This window comes from Hymenobacter sp. M1-2, assembly GCF_057808495.1.
Window position 1 is genome coordinate 19,223 of sequence record NZ_JBTYZO010000020.1, and the last position, 16,365, is coordinate 35,587.

The following is a 16,365-nucleotide window of genomic DNA, read 5'->3' on the forward strand; positions in this document are numbered from 1 at the left end:
CCTGTTTTGGGCCCAACAAAAACGCCAACTTCTTGTGAGAAGCCGGCGTTTTTTCTTGAACGTGGGTTTGCTCCGGCGCGAAAGCCAGCAGTAAACCTGAGAACCTACAATATTGTGGCTGACAGGCCCACGGTGAAGGTCCGGCCCCGGTTGAAGAAGGCTTGGATAAGGTTAGGATCTATTACGTTGGAGTTGTTGCGGTTCGAGACATCGGTGAAATAATACTCGTTCAGTACGTTGAGCACCGAGGCTTTGAAGCCCAGACGCACCTTGTCTTGCAGTAAAGGCTTTATATCATAGCCAAAGTGCAGATCGAGGTTGCGGCTAGTGGGCAGACGGTAGGAGTCAGTGCGGGTAGCTGGATTAACGATGCTCTCCGGATTGAAGGCAGCATAATATTTAGTGAACAGCAAGAAGGAAGGGCGGATATAGGCACCGCGGAACGGCTCGTAGCGCAGGCCCAACTGAAACTGGTTCTGCGCGGCGTCCCCAACGTGCGTGCCATCGAGGTACACCGGCTGGTCGAGCTGAGTGCCGGGAACCTGAATGCCAGCTTCATCGGTCTGGTTGAGTAAACCTTGGCCCACCCAGCGCCAGTCGCCGAGGGCAATGGCGGCGTTGAGCTGCAAGCGGCGGCTGATTTCTTGCGCCACGCTCAGTTCGATGCCCATGTGGCGGGCATCGATGTTGCGGACGGAGCTATAAATGGCTTCTCCCGTGCTAGTGCTCACCGAGTTAGTTGCCTTATTGGCCCACAGGGTGTAGTAGGCGTTCAGGGTGGCTTTCATGCTCGGGTAGTTGATACTGTAGCCCATTTCCAAGCTCGTAATGCCTTCGGTCTTGACGTTGGGATAGCGCAATCCCTGCGTAGTATATACCTGGTTGAAGAACGGCACTCGGCTGTTATAGCCCGCGTTGACAAATAAGTTGTCGTGCTCCGTGAGATTGTAGTTGGCGCCGGCCTTCACGCTGTATCCGGTGAAGCGGGCCCAGTCGGTTTCCACGGTGCGCGCATCGTCGGCGGTGTATACTTGGCCATCGGAGCCGGTGTAGGTCTGCCCGAAACCGATGCTGCGGTCTTCCCCGTCCACGTTCACTACTTTGGCTTGGAAGTAGTCGATGCGCTTGTAGTTGATGCGGGAAACGGTACCACTGACTACGGCCGATAGCACCGGCGTCTTGTACTCAAGCTGGCCGTAGCCACCTAACCACTGGGTTTTGCCATCGTAGTTGTAGCTAAGCTTATCTCCTTCTCTCAACAGAGTGGTAGGATCCGCATTTCTATCGCCGATAGGCTTGGCATACGTACCCCCAAGCAAATCACGAATCTGGCGATAGTGCAGGCCATAATAGCTGCGGCCATCTACACCAGCCGACAGCGTGAGTTTGTCGCCGAGGCTATAGTCGGCGCCCGTCACGAAACCATACCAGCGGTGGCTGTTGACGTTGTTGACCAGGAACTGCGTGGCCTGGCGCTCTGGGCCAAACACTGTGTCTCTGCGCCCAGTAGCCGGGTTACGCGTAACGGATACAATGTCGTGGTTGCGGATGTTGCGGTTGAAAATGCCTTGGAAGTCGGTTTGACCGGTAGTTGAATTCTGGCTGATGGTACTGGAGTTGCCGCTGGTCAGGCCGCTCACACCCCCACCGTTGCCAAACGAAGCGTACACCACCGTGGAAACAAAGAGTCGGTCATTCACCTGCCAGTAATCGTTGAGGTTGATCTGGGGCTTGTGGTAAAAGTTGCTGCGCTCGTTGAGCACCTCTTCGTTGCCAAAATTGCTTGCCGTAAAGGTCGTGGGGTCCCGGTCGTAGCGTCGGAGAGTGCCCCAGTAGGGATTGTACTGAAAGCCTTTATTGCCATCCTTTACCGGTTTGGCACCTAGTTCCCGAGCTTTCGATTCGGAATACACACCCACATTCGACTGAAACGAACGTGTGCCGTGGCTTTGCGGCGAGCCCAGGCCCGTGAGCGACAGCCGATGCTTGCCCATACGTTTGCTGATGTTGCCGAAGTACGTCCAAGCATCATCAAAAGCCTGATCCACCCACCCATCGGAAGTGCGCCGCGAGCCGTAAAACGTGAAAGCCCAGTCGCCCTTTAGCGTGCCGCTGCTGAGCATAAGCGAGGCTTTACGGTAGTTGTTGGAGCCGGTTTCGAGGCGAGCCAGCGCGCTGCGCTTGTCATCGAAGCCGCGCGTGAGCACGTTGATGGTGCCCCCCACCGAAGGCACGGCAATCTTGGACGCCGACAACCCGCGCTGTACCTGCAACGACTTCGTGACATCTCCCAGGTCCCAGTTCGACCAGAACACATTGCCGTTTTCCATGTCATTCACGGGCACTCCGTTCACCATTACGGCCACGTTGCGCTGGTCGAAGCCGCGGATGTTGATGCGGGAGTCGCCGGTGCCGCCGCCGCCTTGCGTGGCGTACACACCGGGTGTTTCATTGAGAATGAGCGGTAAGTCGCGGTTGGAGAGTGTTTCGCGCAGTTTCACCTCGTTCACGGCCGAGAAGGCTACGGGCGTGGAGCGTTCCACCGCAATGCCGAGCGAGCCTACTACCTGCACCTCGTTGAGCGTCGCGTTGTCGGCGTTGAGCGAGAACGTAGCCACCGCGTTTTGGGAGCTAATTGTGACCTTCTGCTCGCCGGATTTATAGCCGATGAAAGAAGCTCGCACCACGTAGCTACCCGGTTTTAGGCCGGATATGGCATAAGAACCATTAGCTTCCGTGCCGCCACCCGTATTTACGCCGTTGCCGCTCACCTGCACGGTAGCACCGGGCAGACTCTCGCCGGTCAGCTTATCGAGCACCCGGCCGCGGATGGAAAAAGTGCCTTGCGCCGCCGCCGTAAGCAGGGTGAAGCAGGCCAGGAAAAAAGTAGTGAGTAAGCGTTGTTTCATACGGTAAAACAAGAGGTGCGGAGTTTGCGCCAAGCAAAGATAAGCGATTGAAGAGGAGCTAGAAAGAGATATAGAGCAGTTTAGGTAAAGAAATAGACAGCTCTTATATTTGGCTCGACTGAGCACCTGCTGCTCGGATTCTTACCGACCTTTTATTTCGCTTTTCTACCCTCATTTTCGGTGATACTTCTCTACCGAGGCGGCTTTTTAGCAGCCTTGCTGTGGTTGCTGCGTACCAGCTTCGCGCAAGCCCAACTCTACCACTACATAGCTCTTCCTACTGAACTCGCGCAAGGTGCCGGCCCACACCCGGTTTATGTTGCGCAAGTTGTCGACGCCCGCGCCAACAAAAACAGTCTTGGGTGGCTCAACAACGGACTTGAGAATAAGCCTAAGCTAGCTCGTTTTCGGCAGGGTTTGGAACAGGAGCTGACCTCCTTCTTCAGGCAGGTTATTCGCCCCGCCGAAGCTCATCCGCTGATATTGGTGGTGCGTCGGCTCAACATTACCGAGCATATCAACGAGAGCTATAAGGAATACTCTTTGGCCGAATTGGTTGCGGACTTCTATTACCGTAGCGCCGACGGCTACTACTTAGCTCACCACGCAACGGAGCTAGCCAGTTCACACGCCCTGGATGTCACCAGCCAACACCCCCGCATGATTAGCCAGGTGTTACTGCATGGTCTGGCTTCCTTGAAAACCTGGACTCCTGCACAAATCGGTGCCAGCTCTTCTCTGACTTGGGAACAAGTGTTAGCCTTATCTCCCGTCCAGCCTTATCCTATCCAGAATGCAACCGTTTTGCGAGCGGGCGCCTACCGCACTGTAGCTGATTTTCGGCAGAATACGCCACAGCCCGATATCCAATGCATAGTAGGAAATACAAAGGTCATGGGGCTTGCGGGATCTCCCATTCGATGGGTGGATGTGAAGCTGCGTAACGCTGCCGGAAAATGGCTTGCCGAAGAACAAGTATGGGGATTTTCCGACGGTACTCAAGCCTACATCCGCCACGGCACCACCTTCTACCCTCTGAGCTACAAAGAGGGCGGGTACGAGTACCAAGCGCCCGTATACGTCGACCCACGGCGGCAGAGCGTTGCTGTTGTCGTCACTCCGGTTGGCGCATTTACCCGCCAGTCGCCCCAGCTACTAGCAGCCACGATGCGGGTGTCGCTCGACACAGGATTTGCTAGCGAAGATGCACCCGTAACTACCTGGACCGACACTCCGGCTACTGGAGCAACTGTGATAGTGTATCGCCGGCCGGATGCTGTGCCGGATAAGGCAGTGCAGGTACGGCTAAACGGCCAAGTAGTGGGTTCTCTACAAACGGGCCAGTATATTTCCCTGGCTGTACCGGCCGTTTCGCAGGCTGACATTAGCGTGTGCGGCCAGACGGAACGCGAAACCTGTTTCCAATTCCGTCCCGATGCGCACGCTACCAACTACCTAGATTGCCGCTTGAGTACCGCCACTCAGACCGCTCCTACGCTACGCTTGGTCTCAGTAGATATTGGAGCGACGGCCGTGCAGGGCTGTACAGTCGGTTCTAAAAAATAGTCGCTTACACTATTTAGGCACTACTCCAATTCCACGGCCGGGTCCCAGAACAGTTTCTTGAAGTCCACGACTTGGTCGTCTTGCACACGTACGCCTTCGGCTTCGAGGGCTTCCTGCATGGCGGTGGGCGTGGAGAAATGATGGCGGCCGGTCAGTAAGCCGTTGCGGTTAACGACGCGCTGGGCTGGTACCCGCTCCAGGCCCAGCGCGGGCGCGGCGGCGATGAGCGCGTAGCCGACCATACGGGCGCCGTGCTTGGCGCCGAGATAATGCGCGATGGCGCCGTAGGTGGTGACGCGGCCAGGCGGTACGAGGCGTACTACTTCATGCACTTCCTCAAAGAAATTACGGGACGCTTCGGTGGGGTTGCGGGGCAGGCTCATAGGCGTAGTCAGGCGGCGAAATAACTCCGTAATCTGGAAGTTTGGAGTAGAATTTTTACGGCAGCGCAAATACCGAGAAAGTATCCTGTTTACGTCGTGGCTTCTTTAGTTGTCGAGGCTAGTTACTGTTCTGTTTTGCAACCCGGGGGCTTTTTCGGTGTCTTACCGCCGTGCCCACCCAGTCACTTTCATTTTAGAGCAAACTCTAACCGGCCGGTTCGCGTTGTGAACCGTTACTTATGGGTTTCCCGTCTGGATGGACGGAGAAAGATCAGCCGGAACTCTCCCCTAGTATGCAAACCAAGGAACAAGAAGTAGAAGTAGCCCAAGCTCCTGCCGGCAAAAGCCACCGCCTCTTGTGGATACTCGTGGCGCTGGCTTTAGTAGCGGGGCTGGTTTTCGTCAAGATAAAGTATTTCCCCTCCCCCAATGCCGAAGGCAAGGGCGGTGGCCGCGGCGGCGCGGGTGGTCTGGGCGGAGCCGGGGGCGGCAAAGGCGGCCAGAAGTTGCCCGTGCAAGTATACGTGGTACAAGCCACCAATCTCTCCGACGAAGTAGCTGCCACGGGCTCCGTCCAGGCCGATGAGTCGGTGGTAATTAAGAGCGAACTGTCGGGCAAAATTACCAGTCTCAACATTCGCGAAGGCCAGCCGGTGCGCAAGGGCCAACTCCTGTTCAGCATCAATGCCGATGAGGCGCAGGCGGCCATTCGCAAGCAGGAATACAACATCAAGCTCTACCGTGACCAGGAACGGCGGCAGCGCACCTTGCTGGACAAAGAATACATCAGCGCCCAAGAATATGAGCAGGCCAACAACCAGCTGCTCACGGCCCGGTCGGACTTGCAGGCGTTGCGGGCTACCTTGAGTAAAGCATACGTGCGGGCTCCTTTCGATGGCGTGCTAGGGTTGACTACCGCCACGGTGGGCACCTACGTAAGCCCCGGCGCCGAAATCACGACCCTCTCCCGCGTGCGGCCCGTTAAAATTGACTTTGCCGTGCCGGGCCGTTTTGCGAGCAATGTGCGCATTGGCGATGTGGTGAGCGTAACCGATGAGGCGACCAACAAGAAATTCGATGCCAAAGTCTACGCCATAGATCCGCAGATTGACCCCGCGAGCCGCACGCTGCCCGTACGCGCCCGCTATGCCAATACCAGAGACGAGTTGCGCCCCGGGGCCTTCGTGAAGGTGAATCTGCGGCTCGGTGAATCGACGGATGCTTTGCAGGTGCCCACGGAGGCGGTAATTCCCGAAGCCAGCGGCTACAGCGTGTACACGGTAAAGGGCGGCAAGATGGTGCCGAAGAAGGTTAAAATCGGTATTCGCTCGGAACAAGTAATCCAAATAACCGACGGCTTGGCCGTGGGTGATAGCGTGATTCGTACCGGCATTCTTCAGGTGAAACCCGGAGATGCGGTGCGCGTGACCAAGTAGAATTTCTCGCAGTGTTTCGCGGGTGTTAGCGCGGTGTTTCGCAGTGCGCTGACGACTGAGCACTGCGAAACACTGCGTTTTACCACTGCGAAACACCGCGAGAAGCAAACGTATGAGCCTTTCCAGCACCAGCATAAACCGCCCCGTTCTCGCCATCGTGATGAGTCTCGTCATCGTGATTTTTGGCGTGATCGGGTTTCGGTACCTCAGCGTTCGGGAATACCCGAGCGTGGATCCGCCCATCATTACCGTGTCGGCAACCTACACCGGGGCTTCAGCCGACGTGATGCAGGGCCAGGTGACAGAGCCGTTGGAGGAAGCCCTCAACGGCATCGCTGGCATCAAGAACTTGACCTCCAACTCCCGCGACGGCCGCACCCAGATTACGGTGGAATTCGACCTCGACGCCGACCTGGAAACCGCCGCCAACGACGTGCGCGACAAAGTATCGGGGGCGCAGGGCCGCTTGCCGCGTGACATCGACCCGCCGGTAGTGAGCAAGGCCAACGCCGACTCCCAGCCGATTGTGATGACCTACTTGAGCAGCTCCAAGCGCAACCTACTGGAGCTGACCGACTACGCCAACAACACCCTCAAAGAGCGCCTGCAAACCATTCCGGGCGTGTCGGAAATTCGGGTGTATGGCGAGCGGAAATATTCGATGCGCCTCTGGCTGGACCCCGTGAAACTGTCGGCGCTGGGCGTAAGCCCCGTGGATGTGCAGGCCGCCCTGACCCGCGAAAACGTGGAGCTACCCAGCGGCGCCGTGCAGGGTCAGAACACCCAGCTCACGTTGCGCACGATGGGCCGCCTGAGTAGCGTCGAGGATTTCAACAATCTCATCATTCGCAAGGATGCCTCGTCCTTGGTGCGGCTTTCCGACATTGGTTACGCGGAGCTGTACCCCGAAAACGACCAGACCATCTTCAAAGTAAATGGCGTGCCGATGGTGGGCCTCGCCGTAATTCCGCAGCCGGGGTCCAACCAAATCGACATTGCCGACGAGTTCAATAAACGCATTGCGCTCTACGGCAAAGACCTGCCCAAGGACCTCGTACTAAAGCCAGGTTTCGACAACTCAGTGTTCATCCGCCAGTCCATCAACGAAGTGGAGCACACCATCATCGAAGCCTTCGTGCTGGTGGTGATTATCATCTTCCTGTTCCTGCGCGACTGGCGCTCCACGCTCATTCCGGTGGTAGCCATTCCAGTATCGTTGGTGGGTATTTTCTTCGTGATGTACCTGCTCAATTTCTCCATCAACGTGCTCACGCTGCTGGCCATCGTGCTAGCCATCGGGCTCGTGGTGGACGATGCCATTGTGGTGCTGGAGAATATTTACTCGCGCATCGAGGAAGGCGAAGACCCTAAGACGGCGGCCATCAAGGGCTCCGAGGAAATTCTGCTGGCTGTAGTGAGCACGACGGTGGTGCTGGCGGCAGTGTTTCTGCCGGTGGTGTTCCTGACTGGTATTACGGGCCGCCTGTTCCGCGAATTCGGCATTGTGGTGGCGGGTTCGGTGTTGATTTCGGCTTTCGTTTCGCTCACGCTCACGCCCATGATGTGCTCGGTGCTGCTGAAGCGTGAGGAAAAGCATAACTGGTTTTACCGCAAGACGGAGCCGTTTTTCGAGAAGCTGATTGGCGGCTACCAAGACAGTTTGCAAACCTTCCTGCGCAACCGTTGGCTGGCGTGGTTGGTAGTGGCTGGTACGGGCGTTGGCATTTGGTTTTTCATGAAAACCATTCCCTCGGAACTAGCGCCAGTAGAAGACCGGAGCCGCGTCAATGTGAATGCCACCGGCCCCGAAGGCGCTTCTTTCGAGTTCATGGATGCCTACATGAACCAGCTCACTCGGATGGCGATGGACTCGGCGGGCGAAAAGAACCTGAGCAGCGTATTTGCCGTGACTTCGCCTAGCTTCGGCGGCGGCACCAACTCCGGTACGGCCCGAGTGCTATTGCTCAACGCTGATAGGCGCCCGCTCACGCAGGACAAAATTGCCTCTAAGCTGAGTGCGGGTGTCAAGCGGCTTTCGGCGGCCCGGACTTCGGTTTCCCAGGACCAAAGCATTGGCTCTGGCGGAGGTGGCGGCTTGCCGGTGCAGTTTGTGGTGCAGACACAGGATTTTGATAAGCTGCGCACGGCCGTGCCGAAGTTTCTGGAAGCGGCCCGCCAAGATCCCACGTTCCAGTTCGTGGATGTCAATCTGAAGTTCAACAAACCCGAGTTGCGCGTGAACATCGACCGGGAAAAGGCCCAGAGCCTTGGTATCTCGGTGCAAAGCATCAGCCAGACGCTACAATCGGGGTTGAGCGGACAGCGCTACGGCTATTTCATTCGGGAAGGCAAGCAGTACCAGATTATTGGGCAAGTGGCGCGCGAAGACCGTAACCAACCGTTGGATGTGCGCTTGCTCTCCGTGAAAAGCGCCGACGGCCAGCTCGTGCAGCTCGACAACGTGATTCGCCTCACCGAAAGCAGCACGCCGCCGCAGCTCTACCGCTTCAACCGCTACAACTCGGCCACTTTCTCGGCCTCGCTGGCGCCCGGCAAAACCCTCGGCGACGGTATCGCGGCCATGCGGGCCATTGCCGACAAGCAGTTGGACGAGACCTTCTCCACGGAATTATCGGGGGCCTCGCGCGACTTTGAAGAAAGCTCCTCCTCGCTCCTTTTCGCCTTCGGGCTGGCGCTGGTGCTGATTTACCTGGTGCTGGCGGCGCAGTTTGAAAGCTTCCGCGACCCAGTTATCATCATGGTGACGGTGCCGCTGGCCTTGAGCGGGGCGCTGCTGAGTCTATGGTACTTCAACCAGACGCTCAACTTGTTTTCGCAGATTGGCATCATCATGCTGGTGGGTTTGGTCACGAAAAACGGCATCCTTATCGTGGAGTTTGCCAACCAGCGCGTAGAGCAAGGTGTCGATTATATGACCGGTCTTATTGAAGGCGCCACGGCTCGTTTCCGGCCCATCCTGATGACCTCGCTGTGCGCCATTCTAGGCATTCTGCCCATTGCCATTGCTACGGGCGCCGGGGCACTAAGCCGGCGCGCTATGGGTATTGGGGTAGTGGGCGGCTTGTTTTTTGCCACGGGCCTCACGCTTTACGTAGTGCCCGTGATGTACTCGTACTTCGCCACCGCCAAAAAACACAGCCAGAAAGTTTCAGACAAAAAGGTGACGGCCTAGAGACGCGTTGCGCGTCCGCCGAAGCTACTTGCGAGAGTAGCCTCGGCGCCGGAACCACTTACTAGCCCCGTAGTACGGGCATGCACCATCACTATCGGGCGCGTGCGCCACGCTTTCACTTGCAATGCTTCGTTCGTTCCTTATCTCCACTTTCTTACTGCTGCCGCTGCTGAGTTTGGCTCAGCAACCGGCGCAACCCTCGAAACAGCCAGCGCAGAAGCCACAGTCCAAACCACAGACGGCCAAGCCGGAAACGGTGGCCGATGCTGCTCCGTTGACGTTGGCCGAGGCAATCCGGATGGGCTTGGAGAATAATTACAACATTCGATTATCACGCAAGGATGAGGAGATTGCGGAAAACAACGTGACGCGCGGCAACGCTGGCCAGCTACCCGTGGTGAACGGCAACTTTACCCGCACTTTCAACCGCAACAACGTGCGGCAGGAATCGTCGGCTAGGCCGGAAGCTAGCATTGCCAACGGGGCGCAGTCGAACCTCCTCAACGCGAACGTGGCAGCCACCTGGACGATTTTCGATGGCCTGGGCATGTTCATCGCCTACGACCGGCTGAAGGCCCTCGACCAAAGCCAGCGGCAGCTCACCCGCGCCACGATGGAGGAAACAGTAGCCAATATCACGGATGCCTATTACGTGGTCGTGCGCGAGTCGGGCAAAATCAATTCCATTGAAGAAGCCCTGAAAATTGGGCAGGCGCGCATTGACCTGACGCAGGCCCGCGTAGACGTGGGCGCCAGCGCCAAAGTGGAAGTTCTTACGGCCCGCGTCGATTTCAACGCCGACCGTTCGGTGCTTATTCAGCAGCAGGAAGCGCTGCAAACCGCCAAAATCAACCTTAACAACCTACTAGGCCGCTCGCCCCGCCTCGACTTCCGACCTGTAGATTCTATTGTGGTGGCTACCAATCTGAGCCGCGAAGGCGTGGCCCAGGCTGTGCAGCAAAACAACCCGCGCCTGCTGCAAGCCCGCATCAACACGGAAGTAGCCACCTACGACCGGAAGCTGGCGCGCGCCTCTCGCTTCCCGCAGATTGGGCTCACCAGTGGCTACGGCTACAACCGTAACATTAACGGCGCGGCCTTTTTCGGTACTCAACTCGTCACCAACACTGGCCGCACCTACGGCCTCAACTATGGTGTGGTAGCGTCTATTCCCATTTTCGACGGATTCAACCGAACCCGGCTGGAACAAAATGCCCGCATTGCGGAAGAGCAAAGCCAATTGCAGCTCAGCCAAACGCAGCTCCAGCTGGAAGCCGAGGCCGAGCAGGCGTACGCGCAGTACCAGAACCGCTTGCAGCTGCTGGAACTGGAAGAAGCTAATATTCTGCTGGCCCGCGAAAACGTGGCCATTGCGCTGGAGCGTTACCGATTAGGATTGCTTGCGCCCTTGGCTCTGCGCGAAGCCCAACGCACCCAGCTCGATGCCGAAGTCCGCCTGCTCGACATCCGTTACCAGGCTAAGCAAGCTGAAATTGTGTTGCGCCGCCTTAGCAGCGGGCTGGTGCAGGAAGGCAGCTAACTCACTGCATTGATGCAGGCTATTAGAAGCATAGCTGCGTTAAGGAGCCAAGCGGATAACTAGGGCTTATTTGCTTCGTCGGGTAGAATGCGTAGTTGGCGGTATGGCCCCTTTGGCTCGGCGAAAAGCCCGGCAATGCAGCCGTTATCGTGCGTAGGTTTGTTCACTTCCTCGCTGAAACACCACGGTGGTAGCCCGGCAGGAAGCCCGCTCCCCGCAGACCTATTGCAACATGCTCACCGCTATTTACCGTTTGCTCTTACTGCTCGTCGTCGTGGCGGGCAGCGCCCTTTCTGCCCCCGATGCCAATGCTAAGCCGTTCCTGCGGCTGCCCTTGCTTCGGGCTCAAAAACACAAAACACACCTATTGCACCGCCCCAACTACCGGCCCTACCGGTCTTACCGATCTTACTAGCCGGGAAGTTAGAGGCAGCAAAAGGGGAAGGCAGCGAAGCTGCTTTCCCCTTCTTGTTTTACGGCGGGCTGCTGTCGGGCACCATGCTACTTCACTTTCAACGCCTGCAACTGAGCTAATGCTTCCATCGTCTTAGCTCGGGTCTTGTTTTCCTTCTCCTCGGCATCTACCGGCGACTTGGGCGCGGCACCGAAGAAAGTGAGAATATTACGGCGCACGGGTGCCGTCAGGCCATCAAACTTGTTGTCGGCGAGTGTGCGCAGCCATTCACCGTAGGTTTCATCAGTCAGCGCGTACTCACCTACTTTGGTGGGCTGGCCGGTGTCGAAATCGGTGTTGGGCAACTGCTGCGTTGAGGCTGTGGTAGTATCGATGGGCTCGGCTTCTACCCGGCGGCGATATTCCAGCATTACTTCCCGGAAGCTGCTCTTGAATAGGTCCTGCGCCTCGGGGGTAGGCAGCTTGAAAGCAAATGGTTTCAGTGGCCCAATTTTGGGCAGCACTCGCACGAAGTACGATAGAATGCGCGCCCCAGTACCAGGCTGCTGGTAGCTGGTGCCGTAGAGTTTGCGGTATTGTTTCTTGCTCTGCCGATACACGTAATCGCGGCGGCGCGCCCGGGGGCTCAGGCGGCGTATTTCTTTCTTCTGCGACTGCCAAGCCGCCCGGCTGGCAATGGGAATGAGCTGACGCACTGCAAACCGATACGAGCCAATTGCAAGGTCCACGTTGAAAATAACTTGCCCAAGCTCCAAGCCATAAGTCTTGTGGAAGGCGCGCTCCAGCACGGGCTTGCTCACTTGAAAGCCCACGGCTCGCTGGTAATCGGCGGTGCGGTAACGGCCAGCGGCCAGCTGCACCACATCGAAGGCAAACTCCAGCTGGGTGTGCTGAATGGGCGCCTCTTCGTAGGTGATATTGTTGCCGAACTTCTGCTGCAATTCCGGATACACGGAGGGCATGGCCTTATTCGTACCTTCAGAATGCCCGATAACATCGGCCGCGTAGTGAGCCAGCGCACCCAGCGCGAAGGCGTATTCATTCCGGTTGTGGGCCTCGTCAAGCAAATTGCGCACGAAATCGCCGCTGCGCACGTAGTGGGTCAGGTTGGTGAACATCTCCGAGCCAAACGGATAGAAACCCATGTCTTGGATGATGGAGCCGCCGTAGGCGTAGCTTTTGGCTTCGATGAGTTCTGCTTCAGTGGCGCCGGGGTAGCGTTTTTGCAGCAATGGTAGCAGACAGCGCGTCCAGGAAGAGTCGATGTTGGCTTGGTGCGAAAGCACGGAGTAGCCAGCCGCAGACGACGGAACTAGTGCCCACAGCACCAGACTCCAGAATAGCCATTTCCACATAAGAGGCAACGCCCCGCGGCAGGCAGGCAAAGCACCTGAAGCCGCAAAGCGTTGCATCTACGCGACAGTAAGCAAGAAGTTGTACAGCTCAGCTTTCAAGTAGTAAGACCTGTGACAGTAGGACACGAGAAGTGAGACAAGCGTCTGTTTTCAAAGTATGCAACTAGCATGTACAGTTACTACTGGCCGATTGGCTGAACGATTACCAGCACTACCTAGCTACGCCACAATTCAGAAAAACAAAAAGCCCCGCCGGTTCGGCGGGGCTTTTCAAGCTATCAGAAACCTCATGTCGCAGAGGAGGAGGGATTCGAACCCCCGGAGGTTTAACCCTCAACGGTTTTCAAGACCGCCGCAATCGACCACTCTGCCACTCCTCTGGATGTGTGAATGCGTTATGCGGTTTCTGAAGCAAAAAGGTTTTCCAGCAATTCTGAAAAAGTATTCCGCAGAGAGGGGGGGATTCGAACCCCCGATACCCTTGCGGGTATAACGGATTTCGAATCCGTCGCATTCGACCACTCTGCCACCTCTCTAGGTCCCAACCGAGTGGTTTGGGACGACAAAAGTAGCAGCGCCCCGCCCTTGCTACAAGTTTTGCCGACATATTTTTCCGACAGGCGCGTTCTTTTCCGGAAGTTGAGGCTGTCCTTAGCTGATTATCAAGCGCTAAACCTGAGCTTCCCGGTGGCGCAGGCGGGCCAGCAGCCGCAACCCGGGCGCTCCGTTGCGCAGGCGGCCCGTTACGGCATCAATGCTCACGTTGATTTCGAAGCCTAGAATCAGGGTCATGCACACGAAATCCAACCACACCATGAAGCCGACGAGCGTGCCGATGGAGCCGTAGAAGTGATTATAAGAGTCGAAAATCTTGACGTACAGGATGAACAGGAACGACACCAGGAAAATGAGCAGCGTCGCGACTATAGCGCCGGCCGAAAGGAAGGGCCACTTGTCGTGCACGGGCGGCACGTAGTAGTACACGAGGCAGGTGGTGAGCAGGAAGAGGCCCACCACGGAACCGTACTTTATAATAGTAATCAGCTCAGAGGTAAACGTTTCGGGCACAATTTCCAGATACACCAGCGCGTCAATGATGTAGGTTCCGAAGAAGATGCCCGCCACCGACACCAGCAGCACCGACGACAGCACCACCGTGAGTAGCGTGGCAATGACGCGCTTACGGACGTAGGTGCGCTTCTTGAACGAGGGGTACTTTTTCTCGAAAGCGTCGAGCAGGGCCATGATGCCGTTGGAGCTGAGCACCAGCGCTGTGGCAAAACCAAACGACAGCAGGCCTCCGTGCGGAATGTTCACGATATCCTCGATGGTGCCGGAAATAGCCACGTACATCTCCCGCGGAATAAGGTCGGCGAGGAATTGTAGGATGTCCACGTTCAGGTTTGGAATCGGGATGTAGGGAATGAGCGTGAACAGGAAAATAATGGTGGGAAAAAGCGCGATAGTGAAGTTGAACGCCATGTAAGAAGCGCGCTTGGCAATGCCATCGAGCTTGATTTCCTGCATGAGCCGGTCCATCACGTCGTACACGGAGGCCCGCCCGCCCGCAAACCGCAGGCGCTTCAGCCACACGATAAACCGCCGGTAACCACGCCGGCGACGCACATCAGGCAAATGGTAACGACGAACAGGAAGATGCATAGGAGTATTGTTTTGTCATTGCGAGCCGGAGGCGAAGCAATCTTTCCTCTCTTTGCTTTGAGCTTTCCTATGCTCGAAGCGCCCTGGACTATACTATACTAAAAAGATTTAGAGCTAAGGGACGAGTATAGCATGGTGAAGGAAGGATTGCTTCGCCTCCGGCTCGCAATGACAGAAAATCATTTCTTTAAAAATGCCGCGGGGGCGGGAGCGTTGGTGGGTGGCTTGGGGGGCGTGAGCGGACCGGCCGTTTCGTCCTCGGAGAAATACCCGGCCAGCTTTTGCTGAATGTGTTGCGGCACGGGCACCGGGCGGCCGGTGCTCATGCTTACGAACACCATCAACGTATGGCCCTCGGTGAGCAGTTCCTGCGCCTCGTTGTAGATTTCGTATTCGAAGAGCACCCGCGAGCCTTCGGCGGGCTGCTTCAGGAGCAGGCGCACCGTCAGCAGGTCGTCGTAGCGGGCGGGGCGGCGGAAACGGGTGCGAATTTCTCCCACCGGCATACCTACGCCTTCGGCTTCGAGGTCTTTGTAGCTGATGCCGAGCTGCCGGAACGCCTCGGTGCGGCACACTTCGAAATATGCCGCGTAGTTGCCGTGGTACACGTAGCCCATCTGGTCGGTTTCAGCATACCGCACACGGATGTGGGTGTCGGATTGATACATGGGTTGATGTGCTGATGTGCTGATTGTTTGATGTGCTGATTGGTTGATGTGCTGATGTGCTGATGTCGTCCTCAATCAACCCATCAGCACATCAGCACATCAAAACCTATTTCATAATTCCCGCCCTACTCAGGGCGGCTTGGTAGCGGCGGGCATTTACTAGGTGTTCCTGCTCGTTGCGGGCGAAGGCGTGGTAGCCGCTGAAGTCTTCCTTGGCGCAGAAGTAGAGGTAGTCGTGGCTTTCGGGGTTGAGCACGGCGTCGATGCTGGCAATGCTGGGCAGCTTGATGGGGCCGGGCGGCAGGCCGCCGTACTTATAGGTGTTGTAGGGCGAGTCTTTGGTGAGGTGCACGTTCAGCACGCGCTTGATGGTGAAGTCGCGGTTGGCGTACACCACCGTGGGGTCGGCCTGGAGCTTCATGTTGCGCTTGAGGCGGTTGAGGTACACGCCCGCCACGCGGGGCCGCTCGTCGGGGTGCTGCTGCTGCTCGGCTTCCACGATGCTGGCCAGCGTGCTCACTTCGGCGCGGCTCAGGCCCAGCTCCTTGCGTTTGGCGTCGCGGGCGGGGGTCCAGAACTTCTCGTACTCTTTCTTCATGCGCTGCATGAGATTGTCGGCCGAGGAGTTCCAGTACAGCTCGTAGGTATTCGGGATGAACATGCTCAGGATGCTCGTCGTGTCGAAGCCCAGGGACTTGGTGTAACTGGGGCTGCTGAGCAGACTGTCGAACTGGCCGGGGCGGGCGTCGATGGCGGTGTTGAGCTTGCGGGCCAGGTCGGCGCGCAGGCGGATGTTCTGGAACGTGAGCTTGAGCGGCGACTGGCGGCCAGTGCGCAAGTCGTTGATGAGCTGGCGGTTGGTGTAGCCATCTTTCAACTCGTAGCGGCCGGGCTTCACCAGCTTCTCGTACTTCATGAGCTTGGCCACGAAACGCAGGCTGAGCTTGTCGACGATGGCACCGGTAGCTTCCACGGAGTCTAGCACGGCCTTCGCCGACTGGCCCCGGCGCACCAGCACGTAGGTGGGGCGGCCTTTGGTCTCGACGTTGGCCGTGAAGAAAACCTGGTAGAAATAGTAGGAGAACGTAATCAGCAGCAAGCCAAAGATGCCGGTGATGTAGGCGAAACGGTTGCGGCGCTTGAGGGCTTTGGCTTTGTAGTCGATGCGGGGTTTGGTCATCGGGGAGCAGAGAGGCAAGGTTACCGCAACGTTAAAGTTGTGGCAAGCAAATTGGCGG

General features: G+C 57.2%; 11 protein-coding genes and 2 tRNA genes. 5 read left to right on the forward strand and 8 right to left on the reverse strand.

The genetic code is table 11. The features are described 5' to 3' along the window. Nucleotides 1-104: 104 nt before the first annotated feature. Entirely contained in the window at nt 105-2,909 is a 2,805-nt protein-coding gene (locus ACYSMN_RS18280) for a TonB-dependent receptor (RefSeq protein ID WP_488925361.1), read from the reverse strand. Nucleotides 2,910-3,089: 180 nt separating this feature from the next. Here ACYSMN_RS18280 and ACYSMN_RS18285 point away from each other — a divergent pair, with 180 nt between their 5' ends. Next, nucleotides 3,090-4,475: a hypothetical protein gene (locus ACYSMN_RS18285; protein ID WP_488925362.1), complete on the forward strand. Its 1,386-nt coding sequence runs from the start codon at nt 3,090-3,092 to the stop codon at nt 4,473-4,475. 20 nt (nt 4,476-4,495) lie between these two features. On the opposite strand, the gene ACYSMN_RS18290 is transcribed toward ACYSMN_RS18285, so the two are convergent. Then, entirely contained in the window at nt 4,496-4,858 is a 363-nt protein-coding gene (locus ACYSMN_RS18290) for an MGMT family protein (protein WP_488925443.1), read from the reverse strand. A 293-nt stretch (nt 4,859-5,151) separates the two neighbouring features. On the opposite strand from ACYSMN_RS18290, the gene ACYSMN_RS18295 reads away from it, so the two are divergent. The 4 genes from ACYSMN_RS18295 to ACYSMN_RS18310 all read left to right on the forward strand — a co-directional run bounded on the left by ACYSMN_RS18295 (nt 5,152) and on the right by ACYSMN_RS18310 (nt 11,442). Further along, nucleotides 5,152-6,294 (forward strand): efflux RND transporter periplasmic adaptor subunit, encoded by a 1,143-nt coding sequence (locus ACYSMN_RS18295; protein ID WP_488925363.1) that lies wholly within the window; start codon nt 5,152-5,154, stop codon nt 6,292-6,294. A gap of 112 nt (nt 6,295-6,406) precedes the next feature. Next, nucleotides 6,407-9,487, forward strand: a complete 3,081-nt coding sequence (locus ACYSMN_RS18300) for an efflux RND transporter permease subunit (protein ID WP_488925364.1) — start codon at nt 6,407-6,409, stop codon at nt 9,485-9,487. Nucleotides 9,488-9,611: 124 nt separating this feature from the next. Further along, nucleotides 9,612-11,027, forward strand: a complete 1,416-nt coding sequence (locus tag ACYSMN_RS18305) for a TolC family protein (RefSeq protein WP_488925365.1) — start codon at nt 9,612-9,614, stop codon at nt 11,025-11,027. Between the two features lie 232 nt (nt 11,028-11,259). Further along, nucleotides 11,260-11,442, forward strand: coding sequence for a hypothetical protein (locus tag ACYSMN_RS18310; protein ID WP_488925366.1), 183 nt, complete (start codon nt 11,260-11,262; stop codon nt 11,440-11,442). An 86-nt stretch (nt 11,443-11,528) separates the two neighbouring features. Here ACYSMN_RS18310 and ACYSMN_RS18315 read toward each other — a convergent pair whose 3' ends face one another. The 6 genes from ACYSMN_RS18315 to mltG form a co-directional block, all read right to left on the reverse strand. Next, nucleotides 11,529-12,797 (reverse strand): zinc dependent phospholipase C family protein, encoded by a 1,269-nt coding sequence (locus ACYSMN_RS18315; RefSeq protein ID WP_488925367.1) that lies wholly within the window; start codon nt 12,795-12,797, stop codon nt 11,529-11,531. Nucleotides 12,798-13,092: 295 nt separating this feature from the next. Next, a tRNA-Ser gene (locus tag ACYSMN_RS18320) sits at nt 13,093-13,177 on the reverse strand. Between the two features lie 69 nt (nt 13,178-13,246). Continuing rightward, nucleotides 13,247-13,333, reverse strand: a tRNA-Ser gene (locus tag ACYSMN_RS18325). Nucleotides 13,334-13,466: 133 nt separating this feature from the next. Further along, nucleotides 13,467-14,279 carry a YihY/virulence factor BrkB family protein gene (locus ACYSMN_RS18330; protein ID WP_488925368.1) on the reverse strand — a complete coding sequence of 271 codons (813 nt, stop codon included), beginning with the start codon at nt 14,277-14,279 and terminating at the stop codon, nt 13,467-13,469. Between the two features lie 359 nt (nt 14,280-14,638). After that, complete coding sequence (locus ACYSMN_RS18335; protein WP_488925369.1) at nt 14,639-15,127, reverse strand: acyl-CoA thioesterase; 489 nt, start codon at nt 15,125-15,127, stop codon at nt 14,639-14,641. A 106-nt stretch (nt 15,128-15,233) separates the two neighbouring features. Beyond that, nucleotides 15,234-16,307: an endolytic transglycosylase MltG gene (gene mltG / locus ACYSMN_RS18340; RefSeq protein ID WP_488925370.1), complete on the reverse strand. Its 1,074-nt coding sequence runs from the start codon at nt 16,305-16,307 to the stop codon at nt 15,234-15,236. Nucleotides 16,308-16,365: the final 58 nt, after the last annotated feature.